Raw genomic sequence first — 24,470 nt, 5'->3', positions numbered from 1 at the left:
TTTACATTTCCCTAGTTGTTCAAATTGGTAAAAATGGTTGCAAATTATAATCTGAAACATATAAAAATAAAACTCAGATTAATCTTTACGTAAATTTGATAGGTTCTCATTTCACTATAAGTAAACTCTAATTTTTTAAAGAAAACCAAAGTTTGATTAGCAAATCAAGTGCTTTGTCTTTAAATAAATTTCATATCCTTTATGCTTATGGATCAAACTATACCTTATCAAAATTATTTTAAAAAGCTAAAGTTAACCATAACGGCTTTTATTTTTTCTGCATCAATTTATAGCCAGAACTGTACAGTAAATGCTGGAGTTTTAAATGTTACTATTTGCGAAACTGATGCGTTGGTTTTAAGCGGTAATAATCCATCTCCGATTATTGGAAATGTTTCATGGACACAAATATCTGGTCCAGCTGTAGTAATTGATACTCCAAATAGTTCTAGCACTATTGTAACAGGATATACGGGAGGAAATACTTATATATTTAGATATAGTGCAACTTGTGGTGACGGTGTTTTTACATATCAGGATAAAGTTGTTAATGTGCAACCCATTACGATTGCAAATGCAGGCGGCAATATTGCAAGCTGTCCAAATAGTAACGGAAATCTGTCTATTACTGCCAATGCTCCACAAAATACGGGAGAAACTGGTCATTGGGAAATAGTAGGTGCCAATAATTCAGGAGTTGTAATTAATTTTCCCAATTTGCCTACCTCAACGATAACTTTACCTGCAACAAGCTGCGGTGTAACTACACTTCAATGGGTTATTGAAGGTGCTGAATATGCTCCAGGACAACGCTGTAGAACAACTTCTCAAATTACTGTAACTAATTATGGAGGTGTTACGCCTGTTTCTGCGGGTGCAGATCAAACCTTAAGCAATTGCTATACTACTACTCAAAGTACTAATCTTACTGGAGCTTATGGTGGCTGCGGTTTAAACGGACAAAGTGGTCAATGGACATTTGTAAGTGGTCCAAATACGCCAACAATAGGAAGTCCAGGCTCTAGTAATACACAAATTTCTAACCTTGTACAAGGTACTTATACTTTTAGATGGACCGTTACGGGACCTTGCGCTTCAGGAAATGACTTAGTGACTATTACAGTTCCTGCTGCAACGCAAGATGTAACAAATCTGCCAGGCGGTGATGAAGATATTTTCTTTTGTGATAATACTATTACTCAGGTTACTCTTGTAGCACAAACTCCGCTTTACGCAGGCGAAACTGTACAATGGACACAGATATCTGGAGATACGGGTGCTGTGATTGTTTCTCCAACAAATCCGACAACTTTGGTTACCAATATTTCAGATTCTGGTGATCCTTATAAATTTAGATATACACTCACCAATGCTAATACTGGCTGTGTTTTTACAAAAGATTACAATATTCAATATAATGGAGCAACACGAACTATTGTGGCTAATAATGGTAACGATATTGCTGGAAGTTGTAATGCAACGGTATTTACAATTCCGCTTACCGTTACTGGAACAGGTGTAAATCAATATCGAATTGTAAACGGGCCAAGTACTTCCCCTTTAGCGCCCTTTCCTACTGCATTACAAAATGTTGAAAATTCACTAACCTTAACACTTACAGAATCAGGAGAATATACTGTTGAATTTATCCGAAGTCAAAATGGAACACTTCCTGTTGGTTGTGATTTTGGTTTTGATACATTAAACATTTTAGTTTCTGGAGATCCAACCCCTTCAAATGCAGGTTCTGATGTAAGCTTGCCTTGTGGAGATACCAGTACAATGTTATCAGGAGTTGCAACTGGTGATGGAATGCATTTTTGGAGTCAGCTTAGTGGTCCAAATGAAGCCGTTATAGCTGATAATTTTGCTGTAGATACTCAAGTTACAGGACTTATTCCTGGAACTTATGTTTTTCAGTACATAACAAAAGGTGGCGGTGCTACCTGTGGCTTTTCGGTTTCAACAGTAACAATTTATGTTTCTGATAGTTCGCTAGGCACTGCAGATGCAGGTCCAAATCAAATAGTCTGTGCTAATGCTCAGGTGCGTCTTGCAGCGACACCCGCACAAAGTGGAGAAATTGGAACGTGGAGCCAAGTATCAGGACCAAACACGATTTCTTTTTCTAATGTAAATGATCCTAATGCAGTCGCGACAGGCTTTACATCGAATACATCGCAATATGAATTACAATGGACTGTTTCTTATCTTCATCCAGGACCATCTTGTAGCGCAGCTGTTTCTGATAACGTGACAATTATAACCAATAATGCTACAGCTTCATCCAATTCTGATGCAGGTCCAGATGCTTGTTATCCTGCTGGTACTACATCTTTTAATCTTAGCGGAAATACTCCAGGAATTTTTGAAATTGGCCTATGGTCTGTAACTCCTTCTGCTGGAGTTATTTTTGCTGATTCCAGCGATCCAAATACTTTGGTAACTGTTCCTGGAAACGGAACTTACACTTTTACATGGGCTATAGAAACTATTACAAGACTTTGCGCTCCCAATACAAGTGAAGTGTCAGTTACAATAGCAGACACACCGCCTGCTGCAAATGCAGGACCTGATCAAGATATTTGCGGTAATACTATAACAATGGCAGCAACAAGCAGCAGTGGAGCTGTGGGCACTTGGACTAGAATTTCTGGTGTGGGAGGTTATACGATAAGCGATATTCATGATCCAAATGCTGTATTTACATTTACATATAGTGGTTATTATATTTTTAGATGGACTGTAGATGCCGAAGTCTGCGGTGAAGCGTTCGACGATATCAATCTAACAATTGGTATTCCGCCTAATCAGGCTGTTGCTGGACCAGATCAAAATGTATGTAACAATACAAGTGTTACTATGGCGGGAAGTACTTATGATAGTTTCTTCGAAGCTGGACAATGGTCTGTTCTCACGGGTGCTCCAAATCAGCCAACTATTGTTGATCCGTCTAATCCTAATACGGTAATTAACGGACTTGTAGCGGGAACTTACACTTTTAGATGGACAATAACTGCTAAAAGCATCTTTTTGTGTCAAGGTACTTTTGATGATATGATTGTGACGGTAACGCCTACGGCAAATGCGGGAGCTGATCAAACGTATTGTGATGTAACAAGTATTCAGCTTAAAGGGAACGAAAACTCTACAGGAACTTGGACACTTACTAGCACGACTGGAAATACAGCAGATGTTACTATAACACAATCGCCTTCTAATAGCTATATTGCTAATGCAACTGTAGTTCCAGGAAATGATTATGTTTTTACTTATACGACTAGTTCAACAACTTTTCCTGATGGCAGTACTTGTTCAGGTTCTTCAGATTCTGTAAATGTAACTATTTTCAGCGGAGCAAGTATTGATCCAAATGCAGGTCCAGATCAGACGCTTTGTATAAGTGATGTTGGCGGAACTGCTACTCTGCAAGGAAACATGCCACCTCCCGATGTTTCTAGTGCCCAATGGCGTTTTGCATTTCAACCTCCGGGAAGTGTCGCAGTTATCACTACTCCTTCAGCTCCATTAACAACAGTTACAAATTTAACTGTTCCCGGTTTGTATATTTTAGAGTGGGTTTTCTCAAGTAATTCTTGCAGAACTTTATCCGATATTGTTAGAATAGAAATGAATGCTGCACCAAGTACAGCAGATGCAGGACCTGATGATGCCGTAGCTTGTCAAACCACTTATCAGACAGCCGCTGTAGCTCCAACGGTTGGTATTGGAACATGGACAATCACAGGTCAGCCTCCGGGAGCTTCAGCAGTGATAGACAGTCCTAATAGTCCAATTACAACTCTTTCTAATGTTACTGTATTAGGAACTTATACGTTAACATGGACTGTTACAAATGGACCTTTTACAAGTCCATCTTTATGTCAGCCATCTTCAGACACAGTAAATATAACTTTTAACGATGATCCGCCAACGGTTGCAAATGCTGGACCAGATCAAGAATTATGTAATGTAGCTTCTGTGACTATGGCTGCTAATACACCAACTATTGGCACGGGAACATGGACTCAAATTTCTGGACCAAATACAGCTACAATAGCATCTCCAACAAATCCAAATTCGCTAATACTACAAATGGTTGCTGGAACTTATGAATTCAGCTGGACAATTGCAACAACAGGATGTACTTCTGAAGATAGAGTTATCATTACAATTTACGATTTACCCTCTACCGCAAATGCAGGTCCGAATCAAATAATTCCGCAATTTTCGCCTGTTAACATGAATGCTTCTGTACCAACAATTGGTACTGGAGCTTGGACTCAAGTTTCTGGACCAAGTATTGTAGGCTTTACAGATGCAGCGTCTCCAACTACAGCAGTAACAGGAACTGTTTCTGGAGTATATGTTTTAGAATGGACGGTAAGCAATGGTAATTGTGCTGTTTCATCAGACACGATGACATTAACTATATTATCTGTTGCTGATTTAGAATTAACCAAATCTGTTAATCCTGTTACAGGAAGTGCTGGAGATACAGTTACTTTCAATCTTCAAGTTTTTAACAATAATTCATTGGGAGGAACAGTAACTGCAACTGGAGTTTCTGTACGAGATTACATTCCGTCTGGTTATACCATAGTGCCTGGTTCTGTAAACCTAGCGGGAATTTATAATGTAGGTGACAATACTGTAACTTGGAACAATCTTACAATCCCTGTTGGAAGCAGATTAACACTGTCTTTTCAAGCAGTAATTAAATCAACTGGATCTTATGTCAATAATGCCGAAATCATTGCTTCAGACCAATTTGATCCCGATAGTACGCCAAATAATAATATTGCAACCGAAGACGATCAAGACGATGCTTCAATAATATTAGATATAGCCGATTTATCATTGCAGAAAACCGTTTCACCTGCAACGGTAAGTATCAATGACAATGTTATTTTTACCATTCGAGTGACCAACAGCGGACCTAATAATGCAAGCGGGATTACGGTTTCAGACCAACTGCCTCCCGGTTATACTTATGTAAGCGATAATGGTGCTGGAAAATATAATAATACTACTGGAATTTGGAATGTTGGAAATCTAAATAATGGAAACTCGCTTGCTTTACAGATTACAGCTAAAGTAAATGTTGTTTCAACTGGTAACAATTACATCAATGTTGCAAAAATAGAAACCGCGAAACAGCTTGATCCTGACAGCACACCCGGAAATGGACTTCCTGAAGACGATATGGCAAGTGCGACTGTTTCTTTAAAACCTGCCGATTTAGAACTTACAAAAAGTGTATCCCCAACTTCTGCGTCAGCTGGACAACAAGTAGATTTTACTATTAATGTATTAAATAGAGGCCCTGGAAATGCAACTGGAGTTGATGTGCAAGATGTAATTCCAGTTGGATACACGCTTATTCCGGGATCTGTTTCATCTGGAGGAACTTATCAAGTTGCAACAGCTAGTTTAGAATGGAGAGATTTATATCTGCCAGCTAATTCTAATGTAAATCTGACTTTCAGCGCACTTGTTAATCCTTTAGGAAATTATCTAAACATCGCTCAAATAACAGCTAGCGATTTACCTGATCCTGACTCAACTCCAAATAATAATATTGCGACAGAAGACGATCAGGATAATGCCGAAATTACTTTTATCGGTCCATCTGCTGATTTATCTTTAGTTAAAAATGTTGTCGCTGGCAATACAAGTCCAGTGGTTGGAAGTCAAGTTTCTTTTGAACTTGTAATTTCAAACGATGGTCCAAATAATGCAACTGGAGTTCAAGTAACTGATTTACTGCCTTCTGGTTTTCAATATGTAAACTATAGTTCATCTGCTGGTTTGTACGATAGCGCAACAGGAATTTGGAATGTAGGTACAGTGGATGTGGGGGTTTCAGAATCGCTCATTTTGGATGTTAGAGTATTGTCTACAGGGAATTATCTTAATGTAGCTCAAGTTACAGCCAGCAATCTTCCTGATCCTGATAGTACGCCAAATAACGACGACGGAGATCAAAGTGAAGATGATGAAGATAATGCAGTTGTAACGCCTGCTCAGCCATCAGCAGATTTATCTTTAACCAAAACAGTAAGCAATTCGACTCCATTAGTTGGTTCTATTGTTACTTTTCAAATCATTACAACAAACAGTGGTCCTCAAGATGCAGCTTTTGTTCGAGTAACAGATTTATTGCCTTCGGGTTATACTTTTAGCAGTTTTAATGCAACAAGTGGTACTTACGATAGTAGTACAGGTTTATGGACATTGGATATATTAGCAAACAGCGAATCTGAAACACTACAGATTAATGCAATCGTTAATCCAACTGGCGATTATACAAACGTTGCCGAAGTTACAAATAGTGATACTCCTGATCCGGATTCTACACCAAATAATGGAATTCCGACTGAAGATGATTACGCAACTGCTACGACTACTCCAATTCAGCAATCTTCTGATTTGTCTTTGACTAAAACTGTCAATAATACAACTCCACTGGTTGGTTCGCTTGCTACTTTCGAAATTGTAGTAACCAATAATGGTCCGCAAGATAATTTTGGCGTTCAGGTAACTGATTTACTTCCATCAGGATATACCTTTGCCGGATTTACTGCTTCAACTGGAACTTATGATTCGACAACCGGTTTATGGACTGTTGGTAATTTAGTAAATGGAGATTCAGAAACTCTTCAAATTATTGCAACGGTAAATCCGACGGGCAATTACACTAATAGTGCAGAAATTACGGCTGCCAATCTTCCCGATCCTGATTCAACTCCGAATAATGGCATTACAACCGAAGATGATTATGCAGAAGCTACGACTATTCCAGTTCCAACATCAGCCGATTTATCTTTAACCAAAACGGTAAACAATTCAACTCCTATTGTAGGTTCGTTAGTAACATTCAGTATTCAGGTAACAAATTCTGGTCCGCAAGAAGCAAATGGAGTAACCGTTACCGATTTACTGCCAACTGGATATACGTATGCATCATATAGTGCAACAACAGGAAGTTATAATCCTGCAACAGGGCTTTGGACAGTTGGAAATATGCCCGTTTCAGATTCTTATACTTTACAAATAACAGCTTTAGTCAATGCTTCTGGAAATTATACCAATAGTGCAGAAATCACAGCCAGCAGTCAACCAGATCCTGATTCTACTCCAAATAACGGAATTACGACTGAAGATGATTACGCTGAAGCGACAACAACTCCTATTGCGACTTCGGCAGATTTATCTTTAATTAAAACTGTAAATAATACTACACCGCTCGTAGGTTCGCAAGTAACTTTTAGTCTTCAGGTGAACAATTCAGGACCACAAGCCACAGATAATGTCGCTGTTACTGACCTACTTCCTTCTGGTTACAATTATATTTCTTATACTGCAACAGCTGGAAGCTACGATGCCTCAACTGGAATTTGGACAGTTGGAAGCATGCCCGTTGCATCAACTCATACGTTACAAATAACAGCAATAGTTAATGCAACAGGAAATTATACCAATAGCGCAGAAATTACATCCAGCAGTCAACCAGATCCTGATTCTAATCCAAATAACGGAATTACTACAGAAGATGATTATGCAGAAGCTACAACAACGCCAACTGCCCAATCTTCTGACTTGTCATTAACCAAAACAGTTAACAATACTAGTCCAATCGCAGGATCGCCTGTAACATTTGCCGTTGTTGTTACTAATAACGGTCCACAAGATAATACAGGAGTTCAAATAACCGATTTATTGCCTTCAGGATACAACTACAGTAGTTTTACAGTTTCTACAGGAACTTACAATCCATTAACTGGAATTTGGAATGTTGGAAATTTAGCCAATGGAGAATCAGAAACACTGCAAATAACGGCAATTGTAAATGCTACAGGAAATTACCTGAATATTGCTGAAGTAACGGCTGCAAATATTCCTGATCCTAATTCAACTCCTAATAATGGTGTTCCAACAGAAAATGATTATGCAACAGCTACTATTACTCCAACGGCACAATCAGCAGATTTATCTTTAACTAAAACAGTCAACAATGCTAATCCGTTAATGGGTTCTTTAGTGACTTTTGAAGTAATTGTAACCAATAATGGTCCACAAGATACTTCTGGCGTAACGGTTACCGATTTGCTTCCGAGTGGTTATACTTATTCTAATTTTACAATTTCTACAGGAACTTACAATCCTACCACAGGTTTATGGACAGTAGGCAATTTGATTAATGGCAAATCAGAAACCTTGCAAATTCTTGCTGTAGTAAATCCGACAGGAAATTATATAAACGTTGCAGAAGTAACTTCGAGTGCGCTTCACGATCCTGACTCCACTCCAAATAATCAAGTTACAACCGAAGATGATTATGCAACGGCAACAGTTACTCCAAATGCCCAAGCTTCAGATTTAGCTTTAAGTAAAACTGTTAACAATGCTACGCCTTTAGTAGGTTCACCAGTTATTTTTGAAATAATTGCAACTAATAATGGTCCGCAAAATACAACTGGAGTCGAAGTAACAGATTTGCTTCCTTCGGGATATACTTTTGTAAATTACAGCGCAACAAAAGGTGTTTATAATGCCGTAACTGGAAAATGGACTATTGGATCATTCCTTAACGGAGATTCACAAGTTTTAAGAATAACTGCCATTGTTAATGCAACAGGAAATTATGTAAATATTGCTGAAGTAACCGCAAGTAGTTTACCAGATCCAAATTCGACACCAGGAAACGGAATTCCAACTGAAAACGATTACGGAACAGCGACAACAGCTCCGTTAGGACAATCGGCAGATTTATCTTTAACCAAAACAGTTAATAATGCCACTCCATTAATCGGATCTTCTGTAACTTTTGAAATCGTCATTACCAATCAAGGTCCGCAAAATGCAACAGCTGTTGAGGTAACCGATTTATTGCCTTCTGGATATACTTTTAGCAGTTTTACTTCTACAAAAGGAACTTATAATAATACCACAGGAAAATGGAATATTGGTTCTTTGGTAAACGGAGATTCACAAACACTGCAATTAACGGCCATTATAAATGCAACTGGAAATTATCTAAATACAGCCGAAGTTACAAATAGCAGTCTTCCTGATCCAAATTCAACACCAAATAACGGAGTCACAACTGAGGATGATTACGCGAGTGCGATTACTACTCCAACAGTTCCAATGGCCGATTTATCTCTTGTAAAAGCAGTCGTTGGCGGTAATTTAAGTCCAATATTTGGAGCAACAATCACATTCGAAATAACCGTAACCAACAGCGGCCCGCAAAATGCAACTGGTGTGCAAGTAAAAGATCTTTTACCAAGCGGTTATGAATATGTCGTTTACAGCTCGACAGCTGGACAATATTATAGCACAACGGGTATTTGGGATGTTGGAACAATAGCAAACGGAGCGTCTGAATCTTTATTAATAGGCGCAAAAGTAAATACCACAGGAGTTTATCAAAACGTAGCCGAAGTTTATGCTTCTAACGAATTAGATCCAGATTCAACTCCAAACAATAACAACAGTAGCGAAGACGATATTAGTTCTGTACTATTGAGTCCAGTTCCGGCAGTAGCTGATCTTTCTATAGAAAAAAGAGTAATTAACAACATTCTAACGCCAAATGTAGGATCGCAAATTACATTCTCGATTACTGTAACCAACTCAGGTCCAAGTATCGCTACGGGAGTAACTGTAAAAGATATTCTTCCTTCAGGATATGATTATATATTTTACAATTCTACTTCAGGAGCATACGATCGCGCAACAGGCGAATGGAATCCTGGAATTATCCTGCCCGGAAATAGCCATACTTTATTGCTAAATGTTAATGTAAAAAGTCCAACCGGAACGTCAAATGAATATTTAAACATTGCCGAAATAATGACTTCTGATCAATTTGATCCCGATAGTACACCAGGAAATGGCGTTACTACAGAAGATGATTATGATAGAATTTCTGTGACACCAGTAATTGTTATGGCAGATCTATCAATTACCAAAACGGCATTAAATCAAAATGAGGTTTATGATGTTGGTTCAACAGTTATTTTCACCGTTACAGTCAAAAATGATGGTCCTGCAAATGCAAGCGGTGTAATGGTTAAAGATTTACTTCCTCCAGGATTTACCTATTTAACAAGCAGTCCGACAAGTGGTTTGTATAATTATGTTACGGGAGTTTGGAATGTTGGCAATATTGCTAACGGAACCGATCAGTCACTCGATGTTTATACTCGTGTAAATCCTCCATCGGGAACAGTAAATGAATATACAAACACAACTGAAGTTATTGCCAGCAATCTGCCTGATCCAGATTCGACGCCAAATAACGGCGTTATAACAGAAGATGATTATGATAGTTTAGCCATTAATGTCGCTGTCGCGGATTTAAGTCTGGAAAAAACAGTCAGCAACAAAAACGCTAATGTCAATGAAGTCATAACATTCACCTTACAGCTTAAAAATGAAGGCCCGAGTGTCGCGACAGGTGTTGCAGTAGAAGATATTATTCCGCTTGGTTACAAAAACATTTCCAATATTAACAACGGCGGTATTTTTAGTCTAAACACTATTAAATGGGTTAATTTAACAGTTCCTGTAGGCGGTATTTCATTGACCTATCAGGCTACAGTTGCAAATCCGCTTGGACTTGAAAGCGTTGATTATGTCAATATTACCCAAGTAACGGCAAGCAATCAATTTGATCCAGATTCTACTCCAAATAATGATAATGGAGATCAGAGCGAAGATGATGAAGATTCAGAATTTATCAATATCCCTTCTACCGATGTGGCTATTAATAAAGAAGTTGATAAAACCGATGTTCCTATGGGCAGTCAAGTAATTTTTACCATTACTGCAGAAAACCTTGGAAACATAACGGCTACCAATGTCGAAGTTCAAGATCTACTTCCAAAAGGATACACATTTGTAGATTCAGCTTTAACTTCAGGAACTTACAATCCTCAAACGGGTATTTGGAACATTCCATCAATTAATTCTAGGGCTTTACAAACACTTACAATTACGGTAAAAGTGGTTGATTTTAATGATTATCTCAATACAGCACATTTAATTAAACTAGATCAAATAGATACAAATTCATCTAACAATCAAGACAGCGCCACTGTTTCGCCAAGTTGTTTGAAAATTTATAATGAATTCTCACCAAATGATGACGGACAAAACGACTTCTTCTATATTGATTGTATTGACAGATATCCGAATAATCATCTTGAGATATTTAACCGCTGGGGGAATTTAGTTTACTATAAAAAAGGCTACAACAATACTTGGGACGGAAAAGCAGACGGCTCTGCCAAAACGCTTCCTGAAGGTACTTATTTCTATATTCTTGATTTAGGAGATGGCTCTAAAAAAACCTCTGGCTGGCTTTATCTAAAATAAACCAAACAGTATTAAAATTAAAAAATCGGATTAACCAAAATAAAATTGGCTATGATTAAAAATATAAAAAAGGTTTTCGCGATAATTACTCTGATTCTATTTTCAGGATACAAAGCCTTGGCGCAACAGGATCCGCAATATACGCAGTACATGTATAATACATTGACCGTGAATTCTGCTTATGCAGGTTCATTAGGGCATTTAACCATAACTGGACTTTACAGAACACAGTGGGTAGGAATTGAAGGCGCTCCAGATACTCAAAGTTTTTCATTAGATACGCCTGTCGGAAAAAATGTTGGTCTAGGGCTTTCTATCGTAAACGAAGAAATAGGTCCTTCTGAAGAACAATATTTAGATGCCAATTTCTCTTATACCATTAAATCTGGCGAAACACATAAACTTTCATTCGGAATAAAAGGTGGCGGACGCGTTATTAATATCGATTGGTCGAAAGGAAGTTACAGAGATCCTGATGTGCAATTTCGCGAAAACATAACCAATAAATTTCTTCCTGTTGTTGGCGCAGGATTGTATTGGCACGGCGAAAGAGATTATATCGGACTTTCTATTCCGAATTTTATGACCAAAGAACGTTATACTTACGATGAGATTAGTGAAGATTTAGTCAATCAGAGAATACACTTGTATCTTATTGGAGGTATTGTTTTCGATCTTTCGGCTCATACTAAATTCAAGCCAGCCGTTTTGGTCAAATATGTTGCTGGTGCTCCTATTATTGCCGATTTCTCCGCTAATTTCATGTTCAACAATGCTTTTACTTTAGGAGCTTCTTATCGTACATCAGATTCTGTAAGTGCACTTGCAGGAATTCAGATTTCACCAATGTTTATGGTCGGATATTCTTATGATTACACCACAACAGAATTACAGAATTACAATAGCGGTACGCACGAAATTGTACTTCGATTTGAACTGGTTTCTCGTAAAAAGGGACTAAAATCACCAAGATTCTTTTAATACGGATAGTCTATGAAAAGAACAATTACTATACTCGCAATATTGGTTTTTCAGCTGATTTACTCACAAACCAAAAACAAAACTGCCGATGCACTTTTTGACAAAATGTATTATGTTGAAGCAGCAAAGTCTTATGAGTTCTCGATAAATAATGGTGATAATTCAAAAGAAATACTTCAGAGGCTTGGAGATGCCTATTATTTTAATACCAAAATGACAAGTGCGTCTAAATGGTATGGAAAATTAATTGCAGAATATCCAAACGAGGTTTCAGCAGAATATTTATTTCGTTATGCACAATCATTGCAGGGAATTCAGAATTATGAACTCGCCAAAAAATGGATGAAAACTTTCGCAGAAAAAAAAGCAAACGATAAAAGAGCGCAAAATTTTTCACTTAAAAATATAACTCTTGAAGATATTGAAAATATTAAACCCTCTTTTATTCTCGAAAATTTAGAAATCAATTCTGCCTATTCTGACTTTGCTCCAATGTATTATAAAGGCGATTTGGTATATTCTACCACAATTGATTCTTCTTATGTAAAAACAGACAAATACGGTTGGAACGATCAGCCTTATTTAAATATGCAGTTAGGAAAAATTAGCGAAACACAATCTAATGTGACTTTTAAAGAGCGTTTCGGAAAGGAAATCACAACGCAATATCACGAAGCTTGCATTGCCTTTTCTCCAGATGAAAAAACAATATATTTTACGCGAAACAATTATAACGGAAAACTAAAACGCGACAGCAAAGGCATTAATAATCTCAAAATTTACTCGGCTACAGCTGTAGAAAATCAAAACGGAAAAACGCAATGGACAGACATTAAAGAACTGCCTTTTAACAGCGATAATTATTCAGTTGGTCATCCTTCTGTAAGCAAAGACGGCAAAAAGCTGTATTTTGTTTCTGATATGCCGGGAACAATTGGTTCGACAGATATATTTGTAGTTGATATTTTAGGAAATAATCAATTTTCGGAACCAAAAAATTTGGGCGAAAAAATAAATACTACTGGTCGCGAAATGTTTCCCTACATTACCGATCAGGCACTTTACTTTTCTTCTGATGGATTCTTAGGTTTAGGAGGTTTGGATGTTTTCGAAAGCAGAATAAATGAAGGTGTTTTTGATATTCCAGCTAACTTAGGCGCGCCATTAAACAGCAATCGAGATGATTTTGGTTATATCGTTAACGAAGCAACCAATAAAGGTTTTGTTTGTTCGAACAGAAAAACAGGAAAAGGCGATGACGATATTTATTCGTTTGAACGCTCTTGTAATCAAGCGATAAACGGTTATGTTTTTGATGCTATTTCAAACAACAGAATCGCTGGTGCTATGGTAACCTTAAAAAATGCCAACGGAATAAAAGTCGCAGAAACTGTTTCTCAGCTTGACGGAAAATATGATTTTAATAATAATGTAGATTGCAATATGCCTTATACCATTGAAGTCTCAAAAGAAAATTATAACAATAATACCAAAGCAGTTATAACCGCAAACAGTTCTGGAAAAACCGAAGCACTTGTTGGTTTAGATCCTGCATTAATTGCCCGCGAAAATGGACTTCTTAAAATCAAAATCGGAATTATTTTCTTCGATTTAGACAAGTCTGACATTCGTTATGATGCTGCAATAGAACTAAATAAAGTTGTTCTCCTGATGACACAATATCCAACTGTCGTGATTAAAATCGAATCGCATACCGATTCTCGTGCCAACGATCAATACAACTTAGAACTTTCCGATCGAAGAGCAAAAGCAACCCGAGATTATATTATTTCGCAAGGAATAGCAGCAGAACGCATAGAAAGCGCCATTGGTTATGGAGAAACTCAATTGATTAACAATTGTTCGAATGGTGTTCCTTGTACCGACGCACAGCATCAAATGAATCGAAGAAGTGAATTTATCATTACAAAAATGTAAAATCTAGAATAATTTATAATAAAAAAAAGGACTCGTATAAACGGGTCCTTTTCTTATGACATCAATCTAAAATTAAATAGATTGTTCTTCTTGTCTTCTTTTAGCTCTCTTTTCTTTGAACATTTCCCAGCTTGCTCCAGTAACCCAATAAGATACGAAACCAACCAAGAAAAACATTAACCAAAATCCTATAGTAAGAATGGTTAAGAAAAGTAAAAAGCCTAAGTACTGTGAAAATTCAAACATGTTTTCCGGAATTTTTGAATGTTAGGACAAATGTAGGGTATATATTTTTTCTCAGCAATAAAATCTAAATCAATTTTCGTTAAATAACATTTATCCGTATATTTATACTCATTTTAAATAAGGATTTTTTCCGAATATTATTCAAGTGCTTAAATTAAAAGAATATGAGTATTTTAAGGAGCTATTTCCCGCTATCCGTTACAATCTTTTATGTTTTTAAAGAAAAAACATAAAAGGATTTTCACTTCTATCGGGGCTAATTTTTCGTTTTCAAAAGAAATTTTAGATTAAAAATAAAAAAATCCGTTTCAATCCGCGTTTTTACGAAGTAAATCTGTTCCATCAGTGTTCCAATCACTTCAACGGATATTTACAAATTTCACAGAATACATTTTTACAAACAACATATTATACAACAAAATGAAATACAGAATAGAAAAAGACACCATGGGCGAAGTTCAAGTCCCAACCGATAAATATTGGGGTGCGCAAACAGAACGTTCAAGAAATAACTTCAAAATCGGACCTTCGGGTTCTATGCCTAAAGAAATTATTGAAGGTTTTGCTTATTTAAAAAAAGCTGCCGCTTATGCTAATTACGATTTAGGTGTTTTACCGATAGAAAAAAGAGATGCAATTGCCGCTGTTTGCGATGAAATTCTTGAAGGAAAACTAGACGATCAGTTTCCACTTGTAATTTGGCAAACCGGTTCTGGAACACAGAGTAATATGAATGTGAACGAAGTAATTGCAAATCGTGCTCAAGTTCTAAAAGGTTTTGAAATTGGCGAAGGCGAACAATTTATCAAAGCAAATGATGACGTAAACAAATCGCAATCATCAAATGATACTTTTCCGACTGGAATGCACATTGCTGCGTACAAAATGGTTGTAGAAACTACAATTCCGGGAGTTGAAAAACTACATGCCACTTTAGTGAAAAAAACCAATGAATTTAAAGATGTTGTAAAAATTGGACGTACACATTTAATGGACGCAACACCATTAACACTTGGTCAAGAAATTTCTGGTTATGCTTCTCAATTAGCATTCGGATTAAAAGCCTTAAAAAATACTTTAGCACATTTATCTGAAATCGCGCTTGGCGGAACCGCGGTAGGAACTGGATTAAACACACCAAAAGGCTACGATGTAAAAGTTGCCGAATATATTGCTCAATTTACAAATCATCCGTTTGTAACTGCTGAAAACAAATTTGAAGCACTTGCGGCACACGATGCCATTGTAGAAACACACGGAGCATTAAAACAATTGGCCGTTTCTTTAAATAAAATTGCTAACGACGTAAGAATGTTGGCTTCTGGACCACGTTCTGGAATTGGAGAAATTCACATTCCTGAAAACGAACCAGGATCTTCTATTATGCCAGGAAAAGTAAACCCGACGCAATGTGAAGCTTTGACAATGGTTTGCGCTCAAGTAATCGGAAACGATATGGCGATTGCGGTTGGCGGAATGCAAGGACATTATGAATTGAATGTTTTTAAACCTGTAATGGCGGCAAACTTTTTACAATCGGCGCAATTATTAGGCGATGCCTGTGTTTCTTTTGACGAACATTGTGCGCAAGGAATAGAACCAAACTACAAACGAATCAAAGAATTGGTTGATAATTCACTAATGCTTGTAACTGCTCTAAATACTAAAATTGGGTATTATAAAGCAGCAGAAATCGCTCAAACGGCTCACAAAAACGGAACTACTCTTAAAGAAGAAGCTGTTCGTTTAGGATACGTAACCGCAGAAGATTTTGACGCTTGGGTGAAACCTGAAGATATGGTTTAAGATTTTTTGTTTCAAGTTTGATTTGTTTCAGGTTTGAAGTTGAAATACTGAATGAATAAAGATCAACTTAGTTAAAAAGGGAAAAACTTTTAAAAGTTTTCCCCTTTTTAACTTGAAACTTGAAACCTGAAACTTGAAACAAAAAAAACTATTTCCCATCAACATAATCCTGCAAATAACTAAATCGTTCTGTCAATTTTCCGTTTTCAGTAATTTTAGCGCGTTTTAAAATTCCGTCTTTATCTCCATTGAAGAAAGCAGGAATTACGTGTTCCATAAATTGTTCTCCAAAACCAATACTTGCATCTTTTGGAATTTCGCAAGGCAAATTATCAACCGCCATAACCGCAACGGCTGCGGGATGGAAAAAATCTACCTCTTTATCTTCTAAAGGAAAATATCCATATAAAGGTTCTGCAATTGTTGAAGAACGAACTGTACATGCAATTGGTCCGTTTACATCACACGAAATATCGGCTACCACTTTTAGTTTGCAATCACTTGCATTCAGCATTTCTTTTGTTAGAATCATGGGCGCATTGCTTGCATAAAAATGTCCAGCAAAATAAATATCGGAAACCTTCGTAAATTTCTCAAAATCAGATTCGTATTCTTCAGGATGCTGAATAAAATCGGTAAAATCTAAAACCTGACCATCTTTTCTTCTATTGTATTCTAAAACATCCAATTGTACATATACAGCTTGGGCATATGTTTTAGTCAAATAATTATCAACTGTAATTTCTTTTATTTTAATGGCATCTAAAATTTCTTTAGCTCCGCTCCCAACCTTTCCTGTGCCTGTAACTACAAATTTCAAGGCTGGCATTGTGATTCGCTTTAAATGCTTTATTAAATCTTCTTTTCCAGAAAGAGTTTCTGCCTTTGGAAGTTTAAATAATTCGAATTTAATTCCGAAAGCTCTAATTCCGTTATAAACTCCAACCATTCCAGCATATCTTCCAAAACCAATTAAACGTCGATCCAATTCGTCTACAATGGTTTCATGATCGTATAAATCGATATTTTTCTCTAAAATCGCCTGAAGTAATTTTCTGTTGTGAGGCTGTTTTTTAATGGTATGAGAAAAGAAAAAATACGCTTTTTTTGGAATTAAATTTTCGATTGGAACTTCTTTCACACCAAATAAAACGTCACAGCTTGAAATATCTTCTGTAACCGTAATTCCCATATTTTTATATTCTGAATCACTGAAAATCCTAATATCAGAACTTTCAACTTCAACTGAAGCTTGATGATAAACCTGCTTTAATTTTGCTAATTCATCAGGAGAAAATACAACTCTTCTATCTGGTGGATTTTTTCTTTCTTTTATAATTCCGAACTTCATTTTAGTAATTTTAATATTCAATAATATAACTTTTAAAACAGTATTTGTTTCAAATATAACAAATTTAGTTAAAATTTTGTTTCTAAAATTCTATTTAGAATGCTTCAAATTCGTTAAAACCTGAAAAACAAACGACTAATTTTTACAACTCTTAAAAAAATGTTAAAAACCGCAAATTAAAGCCTCAGAATTGAGAAAACAACAAAATTGAATTCGATATATTTGTTTTTAAAGAACGATGCAAATGATTTTCCTTAAAAAAACAAAGATACCACAAATACTTTTCTCAGTATTAGTTTTAAGCTCATGTGGTCAAAACAAAAAAACAGCAACAGATACTACACAAACAGTCGAAGATACATTACCTAAAATGAAGCCTTTAGGCGCAGAAAAGAAAATTTCTCAGGCCTATATAAACTCGGTTGTTGGTAGAATAAATCACTTTTATAATAAAAACTGGCCTAATAATACCATGAACGGAAGCTTTCTAGTAGCCAAAAATGGTCAGATAATTTTTGAAAAATACAACGGATTTGCCAATAAAAATGAAGGAACAAAAATAACGGCAGAAACCCCAGTTCAGATTGCCTCGGTGAGTAAGGTTTTAACTGCAACTGCCATTTTAAAATTGGTAAATGCAGGTAAAATTGATTTGGACCAAAAAGTAAATACGATTCTAAAAACATTTCCTTATGAAGATTGCACCATTAGAATGTTGCTAAGTCATCGTACCGGAATGCGTAATTATGCTTATTTTACAGATCGAGATAAATCGATCTGGGATCGCCATAACCAATTGACTAACAAAGACATTCTTGACATTCTGGCAACAAAAGATATTGGGTTAGAATCTAAGACAGGAACACGTTTTAGTTATTGCAACACCAATTATGCAATGTTGGCTCTTATTATAGAAAAAATTACTGGTTTAAGTTATAAAGAAGCAATGTCAGAAATGATTTTCAAACCTCTTGGAATGAAAAACACCTATGTTTTTGACGATGATAAAGACCGAAAAAAAATTGTTCCTTCTTATAAAGGAAATGGCGTAGAAATAGGATTTGACTATTTAGATAATGTTTATGGTGACAAAAACGTATTTTCTACAGCACGAGATCTTTTAAAATTTGATCGTGCAAGACAATCGCCAGATTTCTTAAAACCTGAATTACTAAAACAAGTTTATACAGGTTATAGCAATGAGCGAAAAGGAACTAAAAATTATGGTCTTGGAATTAGAATGATCAACTGGGAAACGGGACAAAATTTCTATTTTCATAACGGTTGGTGGCACGGAAACACTTCATCTTACATTACTTTAATGAAAGAAGGCGTTACAATTATTGCGCTTTCAAACAAGATGACGAGAAATACGTATGCTGTCCGCAAATTAGCGCCAATATTTGGAGATTATCCTTTTAATTTTAAAGACGAAGAGTAAGATTATAGTCGAAAGTCGAAAGTCAAAAGTCAAAAGTCGAAAGTTGTAAAGTCTTAAAAATGATGTCTATATTATTTTTTCTACAACATTTGGTTGACTTTTTGACTTTCGACTTTTGACTTTATGACTTTTTTTTAAAAATTTTAATAGAAAGTAATTTCAAATACTCTAAATTTGCAGACTTATTTTTGGGGTCGACTGGTTTTGACAGCAAGTCGAATTGAACAGTAAGCACGTCGAGCATTGAGACCTTGCTCGTAAATATAAGATCTCGAACTTTTACACGGCGAAAATAATTACGCTTTAGCTGCATAATCCGAATCATAGTACGATTGCGCCACGTCTCTACAAGGTAGAGAAGCTGGATTCTCCTGGAAAGCCTTGGTTTGTGGCGTTCCGTTCAGGGGAACCGTAAAAATAAACCTAGATATCCATGAGCTTCGGGTGGGTTTCGAAAATTAAGAAGATAAGTGTTCGGTGGCTGTTTCTGGCCTAGCTTAACATCGAAAATCTAATCAGGAAATAAGCGTGTAGAAAGCTCTTTAGTTGCTTGTTTGGACCCGAGTTCGATTCTCGGCGACTCCACAAAAAAGCCTGTAAACTTAATGTTTACAGGCTTTTTGTTTTTTTTTGGTTGGCAATTTCGTTGGTGTTTTTATTGTTGATAAATCACTAAAAAAACATAGCAATAAACTATTTTGTCACCAATTCATCAAAATTTTATTCTAAAATTTTCTTGAAATTAAATAAGATCTTCCTTTTAAAAAAAGACGCCTCTATTCTATTTGTAAAAATTCAATTCTATAGATACTAAGTTGGGCTATTTCAACTCAGAATCAATGCTCCAGCTGTCGAAAATACAGTCATTACCATATCCTAATTCAGACATTTCAGTAACCCATTTACTTAAGGTTTCATGCATCATTTTAATCTTTCCTGTTTTTCCAGAAATTATAAAAAGATTTTTATCATGCAGTGCAGTTTCAAAATTCGCGCTAAAATCCTTCTCTTGGATTCCCATTTCTAATGCTTCAGCTTTTTGACGGGTATCAGCGTAAAAAAAGAAATCTATTCTTAATTCATCTTCTTCTTCAATTCCAGCATCTCGCAGACTAACAAGAGATTCCGTTGCAAGTCTGTAATGCTTCACTAAATTTGCATTAAAATCATTATCAGAAACTAATCTTTTTTGTTTTTTTGGCTTTAGAAAACTTAACATATTTATTTTATCGGCTTATTATTAATATTACTTTTTAAAACAAACATAGATAAATATCATATCACAAAAATGCTGGTAATAAAAACTTAACAATGAAACAAATAGGAGCTAAACCAATCCGATCTCATACTTGAGCTTTTTCCTTATTAAATACAAAAATCAAAACCAATTTTAAACATTAAAAAACTAAAAATCAAGGCTTTAAAAAACAAAAAACTTTTTAATTAATTTTCCCATTTGCACTTTAAATATTAAATCTGCTTGTAATTATATAATTGAAAAATTTCAAAGTCTACATTTACAATAATTGTGTTAGCATAACATAAGTAAACAACTGATTAAGAATTATTTACAAATCTACATTTTATTTATTGATGAGATTAAAAGAATCCTCAGTGTTAAATTTCTTTTCTTTAGAGTTAAATATGAGTAAAGCCACAGATAACTCAAACCAATTTACCTGCTTTTGATAAGGCTCTGATTATGGAATATTTTTAAAAAAGCACTAAAAACTATTCGGCTGAAAATAGGATCAGAAGATTTTACAAAAATATGTTCCGACTTTTTAAAATTAATTTAGGATATTCTATTAGCATTAGCAATCCAATTGTAAATACCAGTCTGCGCTCGTCTTGGAATTTCTTTATCTTCAATTCCTAATTCATTATTACCCTGATTATTTATAATTCTTCTTTTGATATTATCTTCTAACTGCAACTGAATTATTTTATTTATCTCTTCAATATGCTTTTCATCATATAATGGAAAAGCGACTTCTATTCTTCTGTTTAAATTTCTGCTTAACATATCGGCAGAAGATAAATAGATTTTTTCCTGACCGTTATTGGCAAATTTGTAAATTCTGGAATGCTCCAAAAACATATCTACAATTCGATAGATTTTTATGTTTTCAGATACTTTTTTTATTCCTGGCAGCAATGTGCAAATGCCACGGACTATTAAGGTAACTTCAACATCTGCCTTGCTTGCTTCAATAAGTTTATCAATTATGTCTTTCTCATCGAGTCCGTTTACTTTTAAAAATACGGAAGCCTGTTTCCCTGCTTTTTTATTTTTTATTTCAACATCTATCAATTCGAGTAATTTTTCCTTCATATTAAAACCAGCGGCTAAAATATGTTTTGGCTCTGTGCCTTTTTTCTTGGTTTTTAAAAATGAAAATACTTTCTTTAAATCATTAGTATATGCTGTTTCTGCTGTAAAAAAACCAAAATCAGAATAGACATTTGCCGTGCTTTCATTAAAATTTCCTGTTGACAGATAACCATAATTCTTTTTATTACCATATTTGTCTTTCATTGTAATCAAAGCAGCTTTGGCATGCACTTTTAAGTTAGGAAGACTTTGAATAATTTTGATACCAGCGTTTTTCATTTCTTTAGACCAGAACAAATTATTATGTTCATCAAAACGTGCTTTTACCTCAACAAAAACGGTAACTTTTTTCCCATTTTTTGCAGCGCTTATTAAAGCATTTGCAATTAGGGATTGAGAAGAAATACGGTAAAGAGTAATTTTAATTTCGGTAACATTTTTATTAATTGCTGCCTGATTAAAAAACTGAAGTACATAATAATACGATTGATAAGGAAAATGAAGTAATTGGTTTTGCTTTTTAATAACATCAAAAATTGATATAGTGTTTTCAAATGGCAAATGAGGCAGATTAGGATAATACTTTCCCTGTAATTTTGGCTTAACTGGATTTGGGAATTTGAATAAATCGAAAAAATTATGATGACTCCCGCCCTTTATCATTTCACTTTTGTAAAGTTTGAAGGCTTTTTTACAAACCGAAAAAGAATCTGCATCCATATTCGAATCGTAAAGAAATCTTGTCGCAGAACCTCGTTTTCGTTCTTCGATTTTTTCTTCAATTTTAGCTATTAAATCTCCTGTATTTTCGTCTTCAATCAGATAATTTTCATCACGATTTAATTTTATGGCATTACAAGAAATGATTTTGGATCCTGTAAATATCAATGTTAAACATTTTCTAATTATGGTATCGATTGAAATAATATAATGTGTATTTTCTATGCTTTGCAACTGCTTAAAACGTTCCAGTTTATCTGATGGAATATTTAAATAAGCGAAATTATAATTGCCTTTACTGTCTTTTATTTTTACTAAAAAGTATAAACTTCGGTTATTTAAAAAATAAGTTTTTGGCTGATTTAAAGTAATGTAAACAACCTGAATATAAGAAAGAATAATACTTTTAAAATAATATTCAATTTCATTTAAATGTTCTGGCAACAATTCCTGGTACTCATAATATATGACATCATTTAAGGCTAATTCAGTAAGAATGGAATAACTCCATATTTTTCCAAATCTATTTTGCTGCAGATTTACTTCCTTTAGCACATCTTCTAATAGATCGCTGTTTTTCTTCGTCTTCTTTTTTTGCAGCTTATTTATTTTAACCCTGAAAAACTCATCCAGATTAGAAGAATGAATAGCCAGAAATTTAATTCTGTCATATACTGCATTATTTAAGTCCTCTGCTTCATCCAAAATACAATTATTGAAAGAAAGCCAAGAGATTTCCGATGGAATAAGATGATTATGCACGTTTTATATTTTGAGGGTTAAAACTGAATTAACAATACTAACTTCGTAAATTAAAGTCATTAATTTTCTTCTATTTCATCAGAAAAACAAGCAATTAACCAAAAAATAATCTATTGATAACATAATATTATCTTAGCAATTTGTGCTGAAATTGTATTTCAAAAATTGACAACAGTTAAAAGAAAGGTGAAAGACACAAAAACCTCCAAGCTTAAACGCTTGAAGGTTTCATGATTATATTTATTTGATAATTGAAATTAAAAATTTAATAGCGGTGGATTTTTTTGCAATTCAGAAAGCAATTTTCGGTTTCCTTTATTTACAGCCATTCTCACTCTTTTTTTCTTTCCTTCATATTCTTTAATACATTTTTCGAGTTCACTGTAAAGCTTATTATACTGCTCATATAACTTTTCCAGCGATTCCATGCCTTCTCGAATCTCTGAATCTTGTGATTCTTCTAATACATAAGAAAATACCGAAGACATAGATTCAAATTTATCAAAGGCCGCCGCAATAGTCCGATGCTCTCTGGCGCTTATTCCATTCATTAAATTTTCTTTATTAAATTAATTATTCAAAAAATATTGTTTTACAAATTCAGTTTTTGCAATACATTTTCAGGATAGTCCGTAATTATTCCGTCTACCTGAAGCTGTATCATATTGTCAATTGCTTTGTCATCATTAACGGTCCAAGGAATAATTTTCATCTTCATCAATCGAAGTGAATCGACTTCTGTTTGGTTTAACAATTTATAATGCGGACTGTAAATTTCTGGTTTAAAATCAAGCAGAGAGAGATTTTTAGCTATGCTGCCTTCTCCAACCAAATAAGCAATTTTTGTTTTTGGATATCTTTTGTGCATCACATTTAAAACAGTCGGATCAAAAGATTGAATGTTGATTTTCTTTTCGACACGTTTTTCTTTAATGATTTTCATCACCAAATCTGTAAAAGCTTCTGGTTCTGGTTGTCTTTTGCCGTAATCCGATTTTTCAGATTTGATTTCGATATTGTATCGAACTGGTTTCAAATTGTTTTTGGCAATAAACTCTTCAACATTATCTATAACTTCTGACAATAAAGGCTTATACGTTTTTTGTTTCTGCTGCATCGGGAAAGCAGTATTTCCTTTTGAACCGCCGTCAAATTTTCTAATGCTGTCATACGTCATTTCGTATAGGTTATAACTCTTTTCTTTTTCCTTAGTAATTGGATTTCCTTCGCTATCAAGCATATATTGCGAAGACATAAAAGACTCATGAGAAACAATTACTTTCTTGTCTTTAGAAATCACGACATCCAATTCTACAACATCTGCACCTTTTTTTACAGCACTTATAAAAGCTGGAATAGAATTCTCAGGAAAATTACCGCGATCGCCGCGATGTCCCTGTACTTCTATCGTTCTTTTCGATGCAATTGCATTTTGGCTATTACCGAAATATGAACATAATACAGCCGTTAAAACAAAGAGTATCTTTTTGAATTTTAGCATT

General features: G+C 35.0%; 11 protein-coding genes and 1 other RNA gene. 6 read left to right on the top strand and 6 right to left on the bottom strand.

From position 1 onward, the window contains the following. Window positions 1-207 precede the first annotated feature (207 nt). From P0R33_RS18700 to P0R33_RS18690, 3 genes are read left to right on the top strand one after another with little or no spacing between them, the layout of a single operon-like run. Window positions 208-11,388, top strand: a complete 11,181-nt coding sequence (locus P0R33_RS18700) for a gliding motility-associated C-terminal domain-containing protein (protein WP_276172681.1) — start codon at window positions 208-210, stop codon at window positions 11,386-11,388. A 51-nt stretch (window positions 11,389-11,439) separates the two neighbouring features. Next, window positions 11,440-12,369, top strand: a complete 930-nt coding sequence (locus P0R33_RS18695; RefSeq protein ID WP_276172680.1) for a type IX secretion system membrane protein PorP/SprF — start codon at window positions 11,440-11,442, stop codon at window positions 12,367-12,369. Window positions 12,370-12,381: 12 nt separating this feature from the next. Continuing rightward, window positions 12,382-14,307 (top strand): OmpA family protein, encoded by a 1,926-nt coding sequence (locus tag P0R33_RS18690; RefSeq protein ID WP_276172679.1) that lies wholly within the window; start codon window positions 12,382-12,384, stop codon window positions 14,305-14,307. 72 nt (window positions 14,308-14,379) lie between these two features. On the opposite strand, the gene P0R33_RS18685 is transcribed toward P0R33_RS18690, so the two are convergent. Further along, complete coding sequence (locus P0R33_RS18685) at window positions 14,380-14,553, bottom strand: hypothetical protein (RefSeq protein ID WP_026730387.1); 174 nt, start codon at window positions 14,551-14,553, stop codon at window positions 14,380-14,382. A gap of 420 nt (window positions 14,554-14,973) precedes the next feature. On the opposite strand from P0R33_RS18685, the gene fumC reads away from it, so the two are divergent. Continuing rightward, window positions 14,974-16,359, top strand: a complete 1,386-nt coding sequence (gene fumC, locus P0R33_RS18680) for a class II fumarate hydratase (RefSeq protein WP_276172677.1) — start codon at window positions 14,974-14,976, stop codon at window positions 16,357-16,359. A gap of 148 nt (window positions 16,360-16,507) precedes the next feature. On the opposite strand, the gene P0R33_RS18675 is transcribed toward fumC, so the two are convergent. Next, window positions 16,508-17,710 carry an NAD(P)-dependent oxidoreductase gene (locus P0R33_RS18675; protein ID WP_276172676.1) on the bottom strand — a complete coding sequence of 401 codons (1,203 nt, stop codon included), beginning with the start codon at window positions 17,708-17,710 and terminating at the stop codon, window positions 16,508-16,510. Window positions 17,711-17,948: 238 nt separating this feature from the next. On the opposite strand from P0R33_RS18675, the gene P0R33_RS18670 reads away from it, so the two are divergent. Both P0R33_RS18670 and ssrA read left to right on the top strand, forming a co-directional pair. Beyond that, window positions 17,949-19,151: a serine hydrolase domain-containing protein gene (locus P0R33_RS18670; protein WP_276172675.1), complete on the top strand. Its 1,203-nt coding sequence runs from the start codon at window positions 17,949-17,951 to the stop codon at window positions 19,149-19,151. 190 nt (window positions 19,152-19,341) lie between these two features. After that, window positions 19,342-19,739, top strand: a transfer-messenger RNA (tmRNA) gene (gene ssrA, locus P0R33_RS18665). Between the two features lie 232 nt (window positions 19,740-19,971). Here the strand turns inward: ssrA and P0R33_RS18660 are convergent. The 4 genes from P0R33_RS18660 to P0R33_RS18645 form a co-directional block, all read right to left on the bottom strand. After that, window positions 19,972-20,370: a ribonuclease E inhibitor RraB gene (locus tag P0R33_RS18660; RefSeq protein WP_276172674.1), complete on the bottom strand. Its 399-nt coding sequence runs from the start codon at window positions 20,368-20,370 to the stop codon at window positions 19,972-19,974. 576 nt (window positions 20,371-20,946) lie between these two features. Next, a complete protein-coding gene (gene ppk1, locus P0R33_RS18655) occupies window positions 20,947-22,968 on the bottom strand; it encodes a polyphosphate kinase 1 (RefSeq protein ID WP_276172673.1) in 2,022 nt (673 codons plus the stop codon). Between the two features lie 257 nt (window positions 22,969-23,225). Then, window positions 23,226-23,519, bottom strand: a complete 294-nt coding sequence (locus P0R33_RS18650) for a hypothetical protein (protein ID WP_276172672.1) — start codon at window positions 23,517-23,519, stop codon at window positions 23,226-23,228. A gap of 41 nt (window positions 23,520-23,560) precedes the next feature. Further along, entirely contained in the window at window positions 23,561-24,469 is a 909-nt protein-coding gene (locus P0R33_RS18645) for a glycerophosphodiester phosphodiesterase family protein (protein WP_276172671.1), read from the bottom strand. Window position 24,470: the final 1 nt, after the last annotated feature.

The organism is Flavobacterium sp. YJ01 (genome assembly GCF_029320955.1).
In the GTDB taxonomy this organism is placed as follows: Bacteria; Bacteroidota; Bacteroidia; order Flavobacteriales; family Flavobacteriaceae; genus Flavobacterium.
This window is presented reverse-complemented; position numbering and strand designations above follow the sequence as displayed.

What these genes read in the sequence shown, in the direction of transcription:
- P0R33_RS18700 (WP_276172681.1), top strand. Translation starts at nt 208, where the DNA reads ATGGATCAAACTATACCTTATCAAAATTATTTTAAAAAGCTAAAGTTA.
- P0R33_RS18695 (WP_276172680.1), top strand. Translation starts at nt 11,440, where the DNA reads ATGATTAAAAATATAAAAAAGGTTTTCGCGATAATTACTCTGATTCTA.
- P0R33_RS18690 (WP_276172679.1), top strand. Translation starts at nt 12,382, where the DNA reads ATGAAAAGAACAATTACTATACTCGCAATATTGGTTTTTCAGCTGATT.
- P0R33_RS18685 (WP_026730387.1), bottom strand. Translation starts at nt 14,553, where the DNA reads ATGTTTGAATTTTCACAGTACTTAGGCTTTTTACTTTTCTTAACCATT.
- fumC (WP_276172677.1), top strand. Translation starts at nt 14,974, where the DNA reads ATGAAATACAGAATAGAAAAAGACACCATGGGCGAAGTTCAAGTCCCA.
- P0R33_RS18675 (WP_276172676.1), bottom strand. Translation starts at nt 17,710, where the DNA reads ATGAAGTTCGGAATTATAAAAGAAAGAAAAAATCCACCAGATAGAAGA.
- P0R33_RS18670 (WP_276172675.1), top strand. Translation starts at nt 17,949, where the DNA reads ATGCAAATGATTTTCCTTAAAAAAACAAAGATACCACAAATACTTTTC.
- P0R33_RS18660 (WP_276172674.1), bottom strand. Translation starts at nt 20,370, where the DNA reads ATGTTAAGTTTTCTAAAGCCAAAAAAACAAAAAAGATTAGTTTCTGAT.
- P0R33_RS18650 (WP_276172672.1), bottom strand. Translation starts at nt 23,519, where the DNA reads ATGAATGGAATAAGCGCCAGAGAGCATCGGACTATTGCGGCGGCCTTT.
- P0R33_RS18645 (WP_276172671.1), bottom strand. Translation starts at nt 24,469, where the DNA reads ATGCTAAAATTCAAAAAGATACTCTTTGTTTTAACGGCTGTATTATGT.